Annotated in this window: 17 protein-coding genes and 1 tRNA gene; 9 read left to right on the top strand and 9 right to left on the bottom strand. The window is 60.5% G+C overall.

Annotated features, from left to right (window positions below):
* Position 1: 1 nt before the first annotated feature.
* Entirely contained in the window at positions 2-1072 is a 1071-nt protein-coding gene (locus DWB85_RS15490) for a patatin-like phospholipase family protein (RefSeq protein WP_117956377.1), read from the bottom strand.
* On the bottom strand, positions 1062-2063 hold the full coding sequence (locus DWB85_RS15485; RefSeq protein ID WP_117956492.1) for an AraC family transcriptional regulator: 1002 nt from the start codon (positions 2061-2063) through the stop codon (positions 1062-1064). The genes DWB85_RS15490 and DWB85_RS15485 overlap by 11 nt, the downstream gene beginning before the upstream one ends.
* Positions 2064-2171: 108 nt before the next feature.
* Between DWB85_RS15485 and DWB85_RS15480 the strand changes: the two genes are divergently transcribed.
* From DWB85_RS15480 to DWB85_RS15470, 3 genes are all read left to right on the top strand, one after another.
* A complete protein-coding gene (locus tag DWB85_RS15480) occupies positions 2172-3371 on the top strand; it encodes a ferritin-like domain-containing protein (RefSeq protein ID WP_117956376.1) in 1200 nt (399 codons plus the stop codon).
* Positions 3372-3725: 354 nt separating this feature from the next.
* A complete protein-coding gene (locus DWB85_RS15475; RefSeq protein ID WP_162846154.1) occupies positions 3726-5480 on the top strand; it encodes a ShlB/FhaC/HecB family hemolysin secretion/activation protein in 1755 nt (584 codons plus the stop codon).
* A 9-nt stretch (positions 5481-5489) separates the two neighbouring features.
* Positions 5490-6719, top strand: a complete 1230-nt coding sequence (locus DWB85_RS15470; RefSeq protein WP_133300637.1) for a hypothetical protein — start codon at positions 5490-5492, stop codon at positions 6717-6719.
* Between the two features lie 287 nt (positions 6720-7006).
* Here DWB85_RS15470 and rpsT read toward each other — a convergent pair whose 3' ends face one another.
* Positions 7007-7273: a 30S ribosomal protein S20 gene (gene rpsT / locus DWB85_RS15465; protein WP_117956373.1), complete on the bottom strand. Its 267-nt coding sequence runs from the start codon at positions 7271-7273 to the stop codon at positions 7007-7009.
* 284 nt (positions 7274-7557) lie between these two features.
* On the opposite strand from rpsT, the gene DWB85_RS15460 reads away from it, so the two are divergent.
* Complete coding sequence (locus DWB85_RS15460; protein WP_162846153.1) at positions 7558-8193, top strand: TetR/AcrR family transcriptional regulator; 636 nt, start codon at positions 7558-7560, stop codon at positions 8191-8193.
* A 61-nt stretch (positions 8194-8254) separates the two neighbouring features.
* Positions 8255-9250 (top strand): tyrosine-protein phosphatase, encoded by a 996-nt coding sequence (locus DWB85_RS15455; RefSeq protein ID WP_162846152.1) that lies wholly within the window; start codon positions 8255-8257, stop codon positions 9248-9250.
* 20 nt (positions 9251-9270) lie between these two features.
* Here DWB85_RS15455 and DWB85_RS15450 read toward each other — a convergent pair whose 3' ends face one another.
* On the bottom strand, positions 9271-9537 hold the full coding sequence (locus DWB85_RS15450) for a hypothetical protein (protein ID WP_117956370.1): 267 nt from the start codon (positions 9535-9537) through the stop codon (positions 9271-9273).
* A 249-nt stretch (positions 9538-9786) separates the two neighbouring features.
* On the bottom strand, positions 9787-10011 hold the full coding sequence (locus tag DWB85_RS15445) for a hypothetical protein (RefSeq protein ID WP_117956369.1): 225 nt from the start codon (positions 10009-10011) through the stop codon (positions 9787-9789).
* 143 nt (positions 10012-10154) lie between these two features.
* On the opposite strand from DWB85_RS15445, the gene DWB85_RS15440 reads away from it, so the two are divergent.
* Complete coding sequence (locus tag DWB85_RS15440) at positions 10155-11303, top strand: 1-acyl-sn-glycerol-3-phosphate acyltransferase (RefSeq protein WP_117956368.1); 1149 nt, start codon at positions 10155-10157, stop codon at positions 11301-11303.
* A 7-nt stretch (positions 11304-11310) separates the two neighbouring features.
* Positions 11311-13437, top strand: coding sequence for an ATP-dependent DNA helicase DinG (dinG, locus tag DWB85_RS15435; protein ID WP_117956367.1), 2127 nt, complete (start codon positions 11311-11313; stop codon positions 13435-13437).
* A gap of 6 nt (positions 13438-13443) precedes the next feature.
* On the opposite strand, the gene DWB85_RS15430 is transcribed toward dinG, so the two are convergent.
* Positions 13444-14082, bottom strand: coding sequence for an MOSC domain-containing protein (locus tag DWB85_RS15430; RefSeq protein ID WP_117956366.1), 639 nt, complete (start codon positions 14080-14082; stop codon positions 13444-13446).
* A gap of 126 nt (positions 14083-14208) precedes the next feature.
* On the opposite strand from DWB85_RS15430, the gene DWB85_RS19560 reads away from it, so the two are divergent.
* Positions 14209-14601, top strand: coding sequence for an MAPEG family protein (locus tag DWB85_RS19560; protein ID WP_162846151.1), 393 nt, complete (start codon positions 14209-14211; stop codon positions 14599-14601).
* A 201-nt stretch (positions 14602-14802) separates the two neighbouring features.
* Here DWB85_RS19560 and DWB85_RS15420 read toward each other — a convergent pair.
* A tRNA-Gly gene (locus tag DWB85_RS15420) sits at positions 14803-14876 on the bottom strand.
* Between the two features lie 104 nt (positions 14877-14980).
* On the opposite strand from DWB85_RS15420, the gene DWB85_RS15415 reads away from it, so the two are divergent.
* Positions 14981-15301: a YqcC family protein gene (locus tag DWB85_RS15415; protein WP_117956365.1), complete on the top strand. Its 321-nt coding sequence runs from the start codon at positions 14981-14983 to the stop codon at positions 15299-15301.
* Between the two features lie 892 nt (positions 15302-16193).
* Here the strand turns inward: DWB85_RS15415 and DWB85_RS15405 are convergent.
* Positions 16194-16523, bottom strand: coding sequence for a hypothetical protein (locus DWB85_RS15405; RefSeq protein ID WP_133300635.1), 330 nt, complete (start codon positions 16521-16523; stop codon positions 16194-16196).
* 542 nt (positions 16524-17065) lie between these two features.
* A partial coding sequence (locus DWB85_RS19665; protein ID WP_205422758.1) for a hypothetical protein occupies positions 17066-17439 on the bottom strand: 374 nt, incomplete at its 5' end.

The following is a 17439-nucleotide window of genomic DNA, read 5'->3' as shown; positions in this document are numbered from 1 at the left end:
GTCAGGCGTGCACCACGACTCCTGCCAGAGGGTCGTCCCGGGCCAGCAAATCGGTAAATTCGTCGGCCAGTGCAGCGCTGGCGCTAATGCACTGCCGCCAGTAGCGCACACGCCGCTCCGGGTCAAAGCGGGCAAAGTCATTGCGGTCGGGAATCTTGCCGTGGGGCAGGGTGGCGACAAATTCCTCGCTGGGACACAGTAGCACCAGTTTGCGGGCGGCAGCCACGGGCAATTGTCGCCAGGGCAGGAACTTGTCGAACCATCCCGGTACCAGGCCGGCGCGAAAGTGTGGGTACAGCATCAGCCCGTCGCCCCGGTACTGGGACAGGTCGAAGTGATAGTCGATGATACCGCCGTCCCAGTACTGTCCCCGGGGCGCACCGGGTATGTCGCGCTCACCGTTGAGCACAAAGGGAATGGCACCGCTGGCATGCAGCGAGGGCAGCACCGCGGGGGTGCTCAGGGGGCAGTAGCAGGTGTTGAAGTCGTCAAAATCCAGTCCCGGGTTGCCCGCCCCGCCGGCGTGAAATACCACCCGCTGGAAGTGGTGCCGCAGCAGCCGGCGGCTCAGGGTATTGCCCAGGGCTGCCGCCCCCATGCCGGTGGCAAGCAGGGCCGAGGTTCGCGAGGCGGCCGCGCCCCGCCCCCGGGCAGTGACGATGTGGCTCTTGATGCGCGGGTGGCTGACCAGGGCGTCAGCGCCGTCGTCGCCCAGTGTCGTCTGCAGAATCCGGCGGCTGACGGCGCTGACTTCCTCCGGTCCGGGCCTGGCGCTGGCATATTCCTGCAGCAGGTAGCCCTGCTCCATGCGCTCGATGGCGGCAACCGGGTCGGGCTGCACCAGGCAGGCATTGCGCCAGGCACCGATTGACGAACCCAGGGTGGACAGCGGCTGCGTGCCTCCTTGCAGGAAATCGCCAAACAGGACCCGGTCCAGCTGCCCGAGCACGAACCACTTGGGGCCGCCGGAGGCGCCCAGCAGCAGGCTGAACAGGTCCGGGGTCCAGCCCTGCTCTGCGATTTGTTGCGCGGCCTCTGCCCCTGCATGTACCGCGAGCGCCTTAATGGTCATTGCGCGTTTCCCGCGGGGACCTGCCGGTCCACTTCTGGTAGGCCCGGCGAAAATTGGAGGCGTCGTTGAAGCCAATCATGTAGGCAATCGTCGACAAGGGCAGCCGGGTGTTTTGCAGGTAGCGGGTGGCGTGCTCGGCGCGCACCTGGTCCAGCAGTTCCTGGAAGGATTCCTGCTCCTGTTGCAGGCGGCGGCGGTAGGTGCGGGCGCTTAAGTTGAGCATGCGGGCGACGGTCGGCATCTGCGGGTACTGTCCCTCCAGTTTGCGCAGCAGGCGCAGGGTTTGTTGCGCCACCGAGTCGTCTTCCTCGAGGTCGGCCAGCAGCCGCGCGCATTCCTGTTCGTACAGGGCGCGCAGGGCGGGATTGGAGGAGGGCAGCCGGGCCTGCATCAGCTCGGATGGAAAAATCACCCGCCCCAGCGGGGCATCGAACTGCAGGTCCTCCCCGAAGACGTCCCGGTAGAGATGGGCATGAGCGGGCTCGGGGTAGGGCAGCTCCAGGCTTACCTGCAAGTCGGGCATGTTCAGCAGCCCCCTGATGGTGTTCAGCACCGCGGCGAAGAACGACTCCTGGCCGAAGTGCCGGGGCAGTTCGTGGCCTCCACCTTCCATGACTTTCAGGTAGCAGTAGCGGCCATCATCCTCGAAACCGACCTCGAGGTTGGCGGAGAGCAGGTGATGGTACTTGAGGAACAGGTCTATCGCCTCAGCGAGATTGCGACAGGTCATGAAGGCCTGGCCGAGAACGGCGTGGGCGCCGAGGTTCATACGCATGCCCATCTCCATGCCCAGGGCCGGGTTGCCAGTGAGCGTCAGGGCGTTCTGGGCGAGGCGGTTGAAGTCGCTGTCTTCCACCCGGGCGCCGATATTGTCGATGCCGGTGCTGGCCAGGGACGTGCCCGCCAGCAGCTGGGACCGGTTACAGCCGGCCTGTTCGGCCAGGTCGATGAGGATGAGGACGTATTGGGCAGGTGTCGTGGGTCTTGGCATGGGCGTATTTGGCCACATTTGACCGCAAAATGACAATACTTTACCTTGTCGGGTGGATATTGATTGCCCATAGTGAGGTCAAACTGACGATAACAGCAGGTGATAAGCATGAAAGTTGAATGGACAGACAGTGCACCCCGTAAAATCCAGACCTTTGCCGGCGCCGACCGGCCCCGGGAGAATCCGGACCTGGAGGATCTCCTCACCACTGGCGACGTGGATCACATCGCCGAGATTTTCGAGACGCCCCTGACCGGCTCCTACAACTGGAACTACACCGTCCAGGATGACCGGATCAAGAAGCTCTACGACCTGGGCAAGCAGCTCAACTGGGATCCGGAGATGGACATCGACTGGGATCGTCCGTGGCCGGACATCGATGAAGACGCCCAGGCTGACATGATGAACCTGCGGGACTACCCGCCCTATATGGCCCTGTCAGATGAGCGCAGGAAGGAATTCTGGCTGCACATGAATGCCTGGAGCCTGTCGCAGTTCCTGCACGGCGAGCAGGGCGCACTGCTGGTGGCCTCCCAGCTGTGTTCCTGTGCCCCGACCCTGAACGCCAAGCTCTATGCCGGCTCGCAGACTTTCGACGAGGCGCGCCATGTAGAGGTATTCAACAAGTACCTGCAGCAGCGGCTGGGCATGATGTACCCGGTCAATACCCACCTGAAAAGCATTCTCGACAAGATCCTCACCGACAGACGCTGGGACATGAAGTTCATCGGCATGCAGATCGTCATCGAGGGGCTGGCCCTGTCCGCGTTCAACACCACCCGCGAGACCACGCCGGACCCGGTGCTCAAGGACGTGGTGTACCTGGTTACCCGGGACGAGGCCCGTCACGTGACCTTCGGGGTGAACTACCTGGAAGAATTTGTCAGCAGCCTGTCCCAGGAAGAAAAAGAGGCCCGCGCCCAGTTTGCCTACGAGGCCTGCGTGGTCAGCCGGGAGCGGCTGGTGGCCACCGATGTGTTCGCCTACTTCGGCTGGGATGTGGAGGATGCCCGCCAGCGCGTACTGGACGGTTTTGTCATGTCCACGTTCCGCAACCTGTTGTTCCAGCGGGTAGTGCCCAACCTCAAACGCATCGGCCTGATGACCGACAAGATCCGCCCCAAGTTCGAGGAACTTGGCATTCTCGAGTATGAAAACCTGGCCACCGATGGCGATATCAACTGGGCGGCGCTGGAGCGCCCGCTGGACACCGAGGAAGCCCAGTCCTATGAACAGAGCATGCTGGCGGAGTTTGCCAAGGAGCATGAGAAGCAGGAAGCGGAAAACACCTCCAGCAGCGCGGCCTGATCTGGTTTTGGGGTGGCGCTGGCGGCAGCCGGCGCTATCACCGGGCAGGCAAAATGAGTCGGCTTGATATCCGGCCCGGGTTTCTTCCCCTGGACTTGGTAATGCTGCGGTAGCTGTTACCCGAGGTTACCTGCATCTGGCCATCGAGCATAATATCGACAGATTCAGTTCAATGGGAAGGCGTGGTAAGGGACCAGCGAGTCCAGTCAATACGCACACCGGAAGTGCCTACTCCCGTCAGGGCGTTAACTTGGGCAATACCTGGGGCTGAAGTGTTGGCCATGCATGCTTTTCTTGTCATGCAATCGGCAACCGCCTAAATTAGACCCTTTCGAGTCCATCAAAGGTAAGCGCATGTTTCGCCTGCTACCCGTTGCCATCGCGCCCCTGATCGCGATTACCACTCCCGGCGTGGCAGCTTCTCCGTATCCGAATTCAGGCTTGCTTTACCAGGATGTCAGGGATGACAGACTGCGCCAACAACCGAGACGGGATGTTGCAACGCTCCCGGATGCCGAGGTGCTCCCGGACTCCGAGGTTTCTCAGCCGGACGTGCCACAATACCCGGTAGAAGTTGCTCACTTTGCAGTGTATGGCAATCAGTCTCTGGAGGATAGCGAGCTGTCGGAGGTACTGGCACCCTTCTCCCATCGCACACTCTCGCCCAGGCAGTTGATCGAGGCCGCTGCAGCGCTACGCCTGGCGTATAGACAAAAGGGCTTTTTTCTAACCCAGGTATATATACCTCCGCAGGCCATTGAGCACGGGATTGTCACCCTGCATGTGTACGAGGGTGTACTGGAAGAAAACGGCGTGGAACTGGACGATAGCAGGGGCGACCACGTCTCGACACAGGTGGTCGAATCTGTGCTTGCTGAAAGCCTGGCCACCGGCTCGCCACTGCATCGTGACGACGTCGAGCGCAGCATTCTGCTGGTAGACGACCTGCCTGGAATAACGTCGCATTCGGTGATTTATCCCGGCGAGGATGTTGGCGCTGCGCGGTTCTTGATGCGCACTGAGAACACGCCCTCAATCAGCGGCAATATCGACGTCGACAACTTCGGCAACTACTACACAGGTGAAGAACGTCTCGGGGCAACCGTGTATGTAAACAGCCCCTCGGGTGCCGGTGACCAGTTGACCTTTCGAGGTGTAACCAGTGGCTCGGACTCGAACTATGTGTTTCTGGATTACAGCCGGCCTGTGGGAGCTCGCGGCTGGCGTATGGGAGCGAATGTCGACTACCTCGACTACGCATTTGGCGAAGGTTTGAGTCAGTCAGGCAGCGAAGGCAAAGCAGCATCGATCAGGCTCTTTGCCAGCTACCCTGTTGTTCGCACCCGACACAGCAATCTGAGCGGTCGTGTGGAGTATGCTTTTCTTGACCTGGAAGATGATGGGGCAGAAGGCCGGTTGCTGGCCGACCGGCGCCTGCAAACCGTTACGGCGGGGATCGCGGGTGACCATGACGATGACCGTTGGGCCAGTGGTATTACCTACTACAAAGCCAGCGTGACAGCCGGTTCTGTCGACATCAGGGGGGGCGAGTTTTTCGAGCAGTTCGATTATGAAAATGTCGACACTGACGGTGGTTTCGCCCGCGTCAATGTTGAACTCTCCCGCTTGCAACACATCAGCGGCTTCTGGTCTGCTTACGGGGCGCTTGCCGGGCAATGGGCCAGCAGTAATTTGGATACGTCCCAGAAATTTTACATTGGCGGTCCTTTCAGTGTGCCCGGATACCCGACTGGCCAGGCCGGCGGCGATCATGGTGCCAATCTTCATGGCGACCTTCGTTATGACTTTGTGGCTCTGCCCTGGGGTGGCTCATTGCAGGCCTCACTGTTCTATGCCTACGGTTGGACGCAATTGTTCGAGGACCCGTGGGATGGCTGGGAGGGCGACAATCCGTTCATCAAAAATAATATTTCGCTACAGTCCTGGGGCGTGGGTCTCACCCAGACCTGGGGCAGCGGGCTTATACTCCGCGCTTCCGCCGGGCGGCAGGTGGGCTCAAACGACAGTAGAAACCCGGTGACAGCTGAAGATGCCGATGGATCTGACAGTGATTATCGTGCCTGGATGCAGGTCATTTACTATTTCTGAGGATCGAGCATGCGTATCGTAGTTGCCATTGCCGCACTGGGCTTCCTGCATATCAACCCAGCATGGACAGGGGCCAACTGCCAGCATTCGAACAGTTGGCAGTGCGCTGGCAGTCAATCGTTTTCCAGCCAAATGTCACAGACCGGCAGTGGCATCGCTACCGGCGGCCATACACCAGACCCGGGTATTACCAATAATCACCTGGGTACTGGCAGCACTGGTGGGTCGCAACCAGCGCTGACCCTGGTGCCGGCGATGCAGGTGCCGCCACAGCCGCCGGCGCAGCAGACACCTCAGCCGGTGCCGGTGCAGGTGCCGCCGAAGATTGTCCAGAAGGTGCCACAGCCAATGCAGGTGCCGCCACAGCCGCCGGCGCAGCAGACACCCCAGCCGGTGCCGGTGCAGGTGCCGCCGAAGATTGTCCAGAAGGTGCCACAGCCAATGCAGGTGCCGCCACAGCCGCCGGCGCAGCAGGCACCCCAGCCGGTGCCGGTGCAGGTGCCGCCGAAGATTGTCCAGAAGGTGCCTCAGCCAATGCAGGTGCCGCCGCAGCCGCCGGCGCAGCAGACACCCCGGCCAGTGCCGGTGCAGGTACCGCCGAAGATTGTCCAGAAGGTGCCACAGCCAATGCAGGTGCCGCCGCAGCCGCCAGCGCAGCAGACACCCCAGCCAGTGCCGGTGCAGGTACCGCCGAAGATTGTCCAGAAGGTGCCACAGCCCCAGACTGCAGCACCTTCAAATCTGGTAAGCCTGCTGGTGGCACCTCACCCCTCCCTGGTGCACAAGCCGGCGATCAGCAGCACTAGGCCAACAACTCAGGTCACCGGTCCCGGGCAGGCCGGGAAGAGGCCTCCGGTCACTGACAGGCCCGTCACCCAGGTCGGCACAGGATCAAGGCCGAGGCCCGTGCTTACGGCGCACAAACCCGCGTCGGTCACCTCCACATCGCCACATGTAGTGTCGGTACCAGGCAGGGTCCCCCCGCAAATCACCGGACCAAAGCAGCCTGTTCAACCCAGCCATGTGGTGCAGCCGCAGTCGCATTCGGCAGCGCTACCCTCAGGCCTGAGTGGAGAATTATGGAGTCAGGAAGTCATCGAGCCCGGCATACAGAACCAGCGGGTCGAGCTCTACCGTAGCAATGATGCCGAGGAGGTCCTGTACAAGGATGTTATACCGATGGACAAGACGGGCTTCCACCTCACGGTGTTCGGCACCCGTCCGCCGGCTTACCAGTAGCAATCCGGCCGCAGTCGATCATGGTCTCCCCGGGTGGGGGTTCTATTATAGGGTGAGTGTTAAGCACAGTCTGCTGTGGATAGGCAACGACCGTGTGGCGCCGGGCGTGGCCAAATAAGGCCGACAGTGGAGGGGTGGGCCAGCCCTGGAAAATCTGAACGAGTTTCCCCGGAAACGCGGGAAAACCGAAACGGCCTTCCAGAAACAACAAACCCCGGTCGAATAACCGGGGTTTGTCATCATTCAAGGCCGGCTTGACCGCCGGCCTTTTGTAATTCGGGCAGAACTTACGCGGACAGGGCTTTGACCTGGGCGTTCAGGCGGCTCTTGTGGCGAGCGGCCTTGTTCTTGTGGATGATGCCCTTGTCGGCCATACGGTCGATCACAGGTACCGCGGCAGCGTAGGCGGCCTTGGCCTGTTCGGCATCGCCGGTGCCAATAGCGGCAACGACTTTCTTGATGTTGGTGCGAACCAGCGAGCGCAGGCTGGCGTTGTGGTTGCGACGCTTCTCGGCCTGGCGAGCGCGTTTCCGGGCTTGTGGTGAGTTTGCCACTGTAGTCGTCCTCTGGAAGGTCAAAAATTCAAGAGGCGCGATTATTCACATTCACCTGCCTGTTGTCAACCGGATTGAGGGGCCGCGGAAATAATGCCACAAGCTTGCCGCCCGGACCCGGAGGAACAGGCCCAGGGCGACGAATGCCGGGGCCGGGGCGGCCCCCAGTCAGCTTTATTCCACGTCGTCAATTTTGTCCGGTGTCATGAAAACCTCCCTGCGGTTATACTAATGGCTATTAGTTGTTCATGCCGCCACTGGCGAGCCGAGTATACCCTTGTATTATGGCAAGTGAATTACCTGTTACTGATGGCGCCCAGAGTACTGCCGAGCGCATTCTCGACGCCGCTGAGGACCTGTTCGCCCAGAAAGGCTACAGCGCGACCTCGCTGGGCGATGTCGCCGACCGGGTGGGCATCCGCTCTCCCAGCCTGTATAACCATTTTCGCAACAAGGAGGCCCTCTACGAGGCGGTACTGGAGCGCCTGCTGGTGGAGTTTGGCAGGCCGCTTATGGAGATGCAGGAGTCCAGTGAGTTGAGCCAGGAACGGGTCCTGCAGTGGCTGGAAACCATTGTCCGCCAGCACCACGCCAACCCCAACCTGGCGCGCCTGCTGCAGCACGCCGCGCTGTCCGGCGGCCCCCATACCAACGAGATTATCGAGCGCCTGTTCAGCCCCATGTTCAAGTCGCCGCCGCTGACCGAGTTGGATGACCAGTACTTCGGCCAGTTATCTCGCCTGGGGCTGCAGCCCTGGGCGGTCATGGCCTTTAACAACCTGGTGATGTCCTACGTCACCATGGCGCCCATGTACCGGGATCTGCTGGGCGAGGACCCCTTCAGCGAGGCGGCACTGGACAAGCAGCTGGCGCTGGTCAATACCCTGCTCAAGGCCGTGTTTGCCTACCGCCAGGATTGATTAGTTTTCACCCTTGGCCGCCATGCTGGCTGGCCCTTTCCCGATTGAGAGTTTGCGTACCATGTTGATTTCCGATGCAGTTCATATCTGGCGCGATGCCGGTGGCGATTACCATATCGAGTGGGAGGCCAGTGATCCGGACACGCAGGTCACGGTTGAGCCGCTGGGTGAGGGTATGGTGGTTCACCTGGAACGGGCCGCCAGGGTAAGCGGGCTGCCCCCGGGCAATCGCCATTTCTTCCGCCTGCGGGACCAGCACGGCAACGAGCTGGTGGCCAGCGAGCGTAAACTGGGTATGGAGGGGACCCCCAACTTCCGCGATTTTGGCGGCTACCAGGCGGCCGACGGCAGCAGGGTAAAGTGGGGCTACCTGTACCGTTCCGGCCAGCTGTCCAGCCTCAGTGACCGGGATATCGACTTGCTGGCCAGCCTGGAGCTGGACCTGATATGCGACTTCCGCCGGGAGGAAGAGCAGGCCAGTGATCCCAGTCGCCTGCCCCCCCGGAGCCCGCCGAAAATCGCCAGCCTGCCGATTATCCCCGGCAGTAACTCACGCTTTTTCGAGGAGGCAGAGCAGCAGGGCGGAGGCAGGCTCGATTTTGGCCGCCAGGCGATGTTCGATTTCATGGTCGAGATCAACCGCGACTTTGCCGAGGGCCAGCGCGATACCTATGGTCGCATGTTCCGTGAAATCCTCGATCTGGCGGATGCCCGGTTCCTGGTGCACTGCGCCGCCGGCAAGGATCGCACCGGCTTTGCGGTGGCGCTGGTGCTGATGGCGCTGGGTGTGCCCCGGGAGATAGTGATGCGCGATTACATGCTAACCAGCAGGTTCTTCAGCCCGGAGAAGGAAATGCAGCGCCTGCGCGTGAAGTATGCGATGGAACATGTCGACGCCGATGCCATCCGGCCCATGCTGGAGGTACATGAGGATTACCTGGCCCGGGCCCTGGCCAGTATCGATGACAACTACGGTTCGGTGGACGCCTATCTAGAGGGCGCCCTGGGGGTGGGTGCCGCCGAGCGTGAGGAGCTGCGACGCCGCTATCTGGAGTAAGGCGCCGGCAGCGAGGTGCCTTACTTACAGGCGGCGATGGCGGCCTTGATCTGCTTCTTCTCGCAGGACTCGCTGCTGGCGTCGCCCACGCACCACTTTTTGCGGTTGTTCCACGCGGTGAGTTCTTTTTGCTGGCCGTTGGAGCACTTGACCATGTAGGTGGAGTAGGGGGTTCCGTCACTGGTTGCTCCCCTGGCATCAAATACGATGCTGGTGGGCTTGGCGGCGAAAGTGGTGGCCGAAACGGTGGCAAGGGCGGCAAATGCCGCAAGCTTGATGATAGTCATCACAAATTCCTCAAGTTTCACTATGGACCTGAAGGCAGAGGGCTGCCCGTCAGGATCAGTGATTATACGGGGCCTGGGTAACAAACAGATGTTACCAATTTGTAATTAATTGGGTATTTAGGTAACGCAGTGCGGCTGCGCTCCTGATAGGGCGGGCTAAGCTACTGAAATGAAGCGATATTCAGAGCGTCGGCAGGGCGGGGCAGCGGCATTAACCGGGGTTAACACCGCATCTCCAGGGGAACAGCGCTACAGGGCAAGAAAAATAAATACCCAGCCCACCACGGCCACCAGAAGGGCTTCGCCGGCCTTGTCCAGGCGCGCCAGGCCATAAAGGTAGGACAGCGGCGGCAGGAACAGGGTACACAGGCCCCAGCTGTAATCTTCCTTCCAGGAAGCGATCAACAACAGTATCCAGCTGACCAGCAGGGTAGCTGCGCCAAAGGTCAAAAAGGTGGCGGAACCGGCGTCCATAAATCCTCCAGAGATATCAGGTTTGAAAATGCCGGCGAAGATTAGCAGAAAGGCGGGGGCAAGTCAGCGCCGGCGTGCAGCGGTGATGACTAGCGACGGTATTTTGGGTAAGGTGTGGCGCTTTCCGACGCGAGGTTGCTGCCTTGAGCGATCCCTTTGTTGACATTCGTCCCTACCGCGACGAAGAAGTGCCCGAGGTGCTCGCCAGGCTCCTGCGGGACCCCGAGCTACTGCACTCCCTGGCGCTGCTGCGTCTGCCGGGGCTGTCCCGGGTCCTGCCGGGCTTCGCCAGGTGGCTGGTGCGCATCAGCCTAGGCCACAAGCTGCGTGGCGTGGTCGATGTGCACGGCATGCAGATGGTCATCAAGGGCTATCTGGAGGGCATGATCGAGAGTACCAGTGGTGGTCTCAGCGTGTCCGGGCTGGAAGCGCTGGACCAGTCCCGCGCCTACCTGTTTATGAGCAATCACCGGGATATCGCCATGGATCCGGCGTTCACCAACTACGCCCTGCATCGCGGCGGGCACCAGACGGTGCGCATCGCCATCGGCGACAACCTGCTCACCAAGCCCTGGGTCTCCGACCTGATGCGGCTCAACAAGAGTTTTATCGTCAAGCGCTCGGTCAGTGGCCCCCGGGAACTGCTGGCGGCCTCGAAACTGCTGTCCAGCTACATCCAGCATTCCCTGCTGGAGGAAAACGCGCCGGTGTGGATTGCCCAGCGCGAGGGGCGGGCCAAGGACGGGCTGGATCGCACCGAGCCGGCGGTAATCAAGATGCTGGGGATGAGCCGGGACAAATCGAGCCAGACCTTCGGCGAGCATATCGCCAGCCTCGGCATTGTGCCGGTGGCGATTTCCTACGAACTGGACCCCTGTGATGCGCTCAAGGCCAACGAGTTACACCAGTTGGCCAGCACCGGTACCTACGAAAAGGGCGAGCAGGAAGACGTGGCCTCCATCGGCCAGGGCATCGCCGGCGGCAAGGGCCGGGTGCACGTGTCCTTCGGTACCCCGCTGGGCAGTGAATTTGCCGATGCCGACGCGGTTGCCGCGGAAATCGATCGCCAGGTCATAGCGCTTTACTGCCTGCATCCCACCAACCTCTATGCCTACGACATGCTCTACGCCGATCATGCCCCCAGGCCCGAGAACCTTTACCTGGAGGAGGGCGACTGCAGCCGCGAGGAATTCGAACAGCGTATCGCTGCCCTGCCGGAAGCGCACCGCCCCTACGCCCTGGCCACCTACGCCAACGCGGTGGTGAGCAAAATGGACCAGGCGGGCGATTGACCCGGCCTTGCTGACCGAGGAACTCAAGGACACCATCCGCGACGCCTACAACGCGCTGATGGAGAGCAAGCAACTGACCCCGCGCTGGGGCCAGCGGCAGATGATTGCCGAAATCGCCAACACCCTGGGACGGATACCCGGCCCCGGTGAGGGACCGGCGAAGGAGCCGGCAGTCTGTGTCATCGAGGCGGGCACCGGTACCGGCAAGACTATCGCCTACGCGGTGACCGCCATTCCCATGGCCCAGGCCCTGGACAAGCGCCTGGTGGTAGCCACGGCCACCATCGCCCTGCAGGAACAGTTTATTCACAAGGACCTGCCGGACATCAAGCACCACAGCGGGCTGGATTTCAGCTACGCCCTGGCCAAGGGGCGACGCCGTTACGTGTGCCTGTCGAAACTGGACAGGCTGCTGGCCGAGGGACAGGGGGAGACCGGCATGCTGGCCCTGTACCCGGATGAGGTGGCCTCGGCCTCACCCGCAGAGGCCATGCCGGTATACCAGGGCATGATCGACGCCCTGGGCAGGGGCCAGTGGGACGGCGATCGGGACAACTGGCCGGACACCATCGCCGAGGAGGTCTGGTACCCGGTGACCACGGACCATGCCCAGTGCACTGGTCGCCGCTGCCCGAATATTTCCCAGTGCAGCTTCTTCAAGGCCCGGGATGAATTGCAGAACGCCGACATCATCGTCACCAATCACGACCTGACTCTGGCGGACCTGGCCCTGGGCGGCGGTGCCATTCTCTCTGCCCCCGAGGACAGCATTTACATTTTCGACGAGGGCCATCACCTGCCGGACAAGGCGCTGTCGCATTTTTCCAGCTTCTGCCGCCTGCACACCACCGCCGCCTGGTTGCAGGACAGCAAGAAAGCCCTGGCCCAGGGCGCCCCGGTCCTGGGTCAGCTGGATTCCCTGGAGCGCCTGCTGCAGAAGCTGCCGGCGGAAATGGACGAGACCGTCGCCAGCCTGCAGAACGCCGAGCAAGTGGTGGCCCAGCTGTTCGAGGGCGTGGACCCGGAAGGGCAGCGCGACGACCCGCAGCTGCGCTTTGAACACGGGGTGGTGCCGGAAAACCTGCAGCGCCTGGCCCAGAGCCTGGCCAGCCAGTTCCAGAACCTGGCCAGTGCCCTGGCCCGCATGGAAACAGTGCTGGAGGATGCGCTGGATGATGACTTCAGCGGCCTGGACAAGTCCGAGATCGAAACCTGGCACATCAACCTCGGCGGCATGCTGGGCCGGGCGGAGGGCGCGCTGGCGCTCTGGCAGGCCTATGCCGAAGGCGGCGAGGCCGCCACGCCGCCGGTGGCGCGCTGGATTACCATGCTCACCCGCGAGGGCCAGTACGGTTTTGACTTGCGCAGCAGCCCGGTGCTGGCGGAAGAAATTCTCACTGAAAACCTGTGGCAGCGGGCCGCGGGGGTGATCATCACCTCGGCCACCATTACCGCACTCAACTCCTTCGAGCGCTTCATACTGCATTCCGGCGCGCCGCGGGAGGGCAATTACAAGCAGGTGGCCAGCCCCTTCGACTATGCCAACGCGGTGTTTGCGGTGCCGCAACTGGACAGCGAGCCGGGGGACGCCCAGGCCCACACGGCGGCCATCATCGAGCGCCTGCCGCAATTGCTGGACCCGGCCGAGGGCGCGCTGGTGCTGTTTTCCTCCCGGCGCCAGATGCTGGACGTGTACGAGGGCATTGCCGGCGGCATGGCTGACCGAATCCTCATGCAGGGCGATTACAGCAAGCAGGAAATCCTCAGGCGCCACCGGGAGCGCATCGACGGGGGCCAGGGCAGCGTCATTTTTGGCCTGGCCAGCTTCGCCGAGGGGGTGGATTTACCGGGGGATTACTGCCGCCACGTGGTGATTGCGAAAATTCCCTTCGCCGTGCCAGACAGTCCGCTGGAGGCGGCGCTGGCCGAGTGGGTGGAGTCCCAGGGCCGCAACCCCTTCATGGAAATCAGCGTACCGGACGCCGCCCTGCGCCTGGTGCAGGCGGCGGGCCGCCTGCTACGCACTGAGACCGATACCGGCCGGGTGACCCTGCTGGACCGGCGTATTATCAGCAAACGCTACGGCCGGGCTATCCTCGATTCCCTGCCGCCCTTCAAACGCGAACTGGCCTGATCCCGGTCAACGCCGGGTGCGCAACTTGTGTTGCCATTCCGGGGCCAGCACTTCGAGCTTCATGGCTGCCGTCAGCAGGCTGTTGCGGTCTGGATAGTCCCGGTCGTAAAACGCCCGGAACAGGCGGTGGACGCTGAGCGCGGCGGGATGCCGGTAAATGACTTCAGCGCCATCCCCGCGTTTCAGTTCGCCTTCCTCGAGCACCCGGAAGTACACGCCGGTATGGAAGTGACGGGTAAACAGGGCCGGCGCCCGCTCGTCATCCAGTGCCACTCCCAGCTTGAAACAGGGTACCCGCGGCTGGCTGACCTCCAATAGCACGGAGCCAATGGCCACCTGGTCACCAAGGCAGATGGTTTCCTCGTCCAGGCCGCTGACGGTCAGGTTCTCGCCGAAGGCGCCGGGGCCCAGTCCCGGATTGTCGAGGACCTCGCGCCAGTGCCCGTAGTGGTCGAGGGCAAAACCGTACACTGCCTTGTGCTCGCCGCCATGATTGAGCAGGTCGCACTGGCGGTCCCCCTGCAGGCCGAGCGGGTTTACCGCCACCGGTCCTGGTACCGGTTCCTTGAATATGCCGGTTTTGTGACGTTCGCCACGAAAAGTGATCTCGCGAACCCGGGCGACGTTGACAGACATGACTTGCATGATAGTTACCCATCGCTGGTGTTGAAGCGACAGCTTACGCTATGTGGGGCGGCAAGTTACAGCTTTACACCGGCGCCGGGGAGGTCATACTCGGTAAGCGACTCAACCCAAGTGGAGAAAAATAAAATGTCAGTTGAACTCTCGATGCTGGTTTACAGCACCCTGCTTTTCCTGGTCATCATCCTGGTCCAGGCCGGCCTCGGTATCGCCCAGAATGGCCTGCTGGCGCAGGCGGGCAGCCGCGACAGCCTGCCGGCCCCCACGCTGCTTCGCCAGCGCCTGCAGCGCCTCAGCGCCAACATGCAGGAAAACCTGGTGATGTTCGCCATCGTGGTGCTGGTCGCCCAGGCTGCGGGTGTGTCCAATGGCACCACCGCCATGGCAGCCAGCCTGTTCTTTTACGCCCGGGTGGCCCACGCGGTGATCTACGCCTTCGGCTGGCCGCTGATCCGGCCGCTGTTTTACTTTATCGGCCTGTACGGTATCGGCGCGATTGCCTGGCAGGTGCTGGTGGCGTAACAGGTGAGATGAAAGAGCCCCGTTGGGGCCCTTGTGGATTGGAGCGGGTGATGGGAATAATTCGCGCCATCCTGGCGCTCACCCTGCGGGCGCCTGCGGCGTTCAAATCGGCTGTCCTGCCGATTTGTCGAACCCGACGTGGCTTCTCATCCACACGCACCCCATCCAATCCACAAGAGCCCCGTTGGGGCCCTTGTGGATTGGAGCGGGTGATGGGAATCGAACCCACGTATGCAGCTTGGGAAGCTGCTGTTCTGCCATTGAACTACACCCGCGCGCTGTGGTGAAGATTACCTGCAGTAGGGTGCAGGGTCAAAACCGTCTCCTGCTTTTGTGTCGATACCGGTAGAATGCGCTGGAGATTCGCACGAGAGCATCCATGCACACCGAGATTGCCGAAGTACTGATCGACATCGAGGCCCAGCTGCGCCAGCTGGGGCTGTGGGACAAGATCCCGCCTTCCAGCCGGGCCCTGGCCTCTGCCGAGCCATTCTGTGTCGATACCCTGACCCTGCCGCAGTGGTTGCAGTTTGTTTTCATTCCGACGATTTACAGCATGCTCGAAGCGGGAGACCCCTTACCCCAGCGCTGTGGAATCGCACCCATGGCCAAGGAGTTCTTTCGGGATAGCGGCATGGGCATCGATGCGCTGGTGGAGTCGCTGCAGTCAATTGACGAACTGCTGACTCAATCCGACTGACGGCGTGCTCTCGCCCGGCCGGGTTTTATCCCGCTTTATCTCCGTGCAAGTCGGAATCCTGCGATTTTACTGTCGGTGGTCGTTGATTTTCGTATTTTGCCAACTCCGCGGAAATGTTTGAACGGAATGGATGTGGATGACTCTGTCATTCCGGCGCAAGCCGTGGTCCGGTATACCGTGGTCCAGCTTTCTGGATTGGAGCCGACATGAGTCACCTGACGCTCTGACGACCGCTTTCACCGCAGCGCGGTCAATCAATATCCCGGTGCCTAATATCCCAGAGAAATATCAAAGCGCCGCACATCCCGAGTGACCAAATGCTCCCGGTGAGGGCAACCTGCAATACGCTAACAGTATGTTCGGGCGTTAAACCTTCGTTCAAACGAGACAGCGCCGAGTCCTGTAGAAGTGACTGCATAAAGTTGAGTCCAAAGCCAATCATCGTTATGCGATGCACTAACCAAATGCATGTAACACTGAACAATAATGTCGCCACAGTGGTTTGTACTTTATTGAGTTTACTACCTACTACGTAGGAGGCAGCAATAAAGGCGAAGACAATAGATACATATATGGCGATGAAACTGGCCTGTTGGTCACTAAGATCAATCAAGTTAGAGGTTATTGCCTGCGCAAGATCACGTAGTTCGTATTAAGTCATAACTAGACACCCAGCTTGTTAACAGTTCAGCAAGAATAGCCGAGATGTCGTAATCTCGGCGAAAGCGCGCATTAGCGAAGCAATCCAACAATGGCCGCTTTTTGGGCGACTCCCATCCTCAATGTAATACGGAGTCCGAGGCAGCTAAGGAATCAGGAGCCAGCGTTCAAAACGCCTGCGGTTATGAGTGGTGCGGGGCGCCGTGGTAAACCAGCCCGTGGCCCTGACTTGCTAGGTGGCGCCCGTAATGCGTCTGCCAAATAGCAGCAACACGACGGCTAAAACAAGTCCTGCCGGACCCAGCCACAGATAGCCCTGCCCAAAATTAAAAGTACTGTCCTGTGACACCCAAAATGGCACGGAGGCCGCAATACAGAAATACATTGCTACTAACGACGTTTTGAGCGCACCGGCGTAGGCACAGTATGTGGCCAGGATTGCAGCAAGCATACTAGCGCAAATGGCCCCACCAGCGAATACCGGCATGGTCCAGTAAGCCGCTACTGAAAAGAACATTGCCATCGAGGCACCGGCTAACGGGCCTTTGTTGTTCCCGTTCATCACGTCACCCAACGCCCGGGTTTGGGGCGGGCTTGTGGTAGCGAAGCTGCAGAAAGGTCGTACCATCCCGGCAGGTGCGACAACAGCGACTTGCTAGATGAGCTACACACTATTAGTCCCGTACCTCATAGGTGTGCTTTTCCTCAAAAACGTTAGCCATCCGGTCTGAATAAACGCGCTTCTTTGCATGTGTAATCGCTCTGGAGTCAGGTTTTTCATTCCCAGAGCTTTTAAAAATCTCCACGCGAATAGACATGCCATCATTATTGTTATCTCCATGCAAGCCGGAATCCTGCGATTTTACTGTTGGTGGTAGTTGATTTTCGTATTTTGCCAACTCCGCGGAAATGTTTGAACGGAATGGATGTGGAAGACGCTGTCATTCCGGCGCAAGCCGTGTTCCGGTATACCGTGGTCCAGCTTTCTGGATTGGAGCCGACATGAGTCACCTGACGCTCTGACGACCGCTTTCACCTCAAAAGGTGCTATTTCGGCTGGGATATGAGCGTCCGCTTTGGGGAGCCATGATCAGACGCTAACGGTTACCTATCTCCAAGACTATATGTCGTCTTCGGGGCGTTCTCTACCATATGACGAAACTCATCTCCGTAGAACTGCCCACGAGCCTTCCATGTGTATTGAAATGAGGGGAGTGCGTAAAACTGTTGGAATTGACGGTTCATGCCATCCCAGTTTTTGCTATCCAGATAACCATCTCGATGCATGTAAAAAGCCTCTTCCCAGACGCGGAAGGCTCTTTGGCTGCCGATCATCAGTTGGAAAATTTCGTGATCTTCTAGCCTGAATATTTCATGAGTCATCAGATTCGGCCAAATCTCCGCGGAGATTTTCCGATTACGGAATCGCAGGCAGTTAACAGGCTGATTTGATCTGATTTCACGCCTTGCGGGCACAC

The organism is Seongchinamella sediminis (genome assembly GCF_003457605.1).
In the GTDB taxonomy this organism is placed as follows: domain Bacteria; phylum Pseudomonadota; class Gammaproteobacteria; order Pseudomonadales; family Halieaceae; genus Halioglobus; species Halioglobus sediminis.
This window is presented reverse-complemented; position numbering and strand designations above follow the sequence as displayed.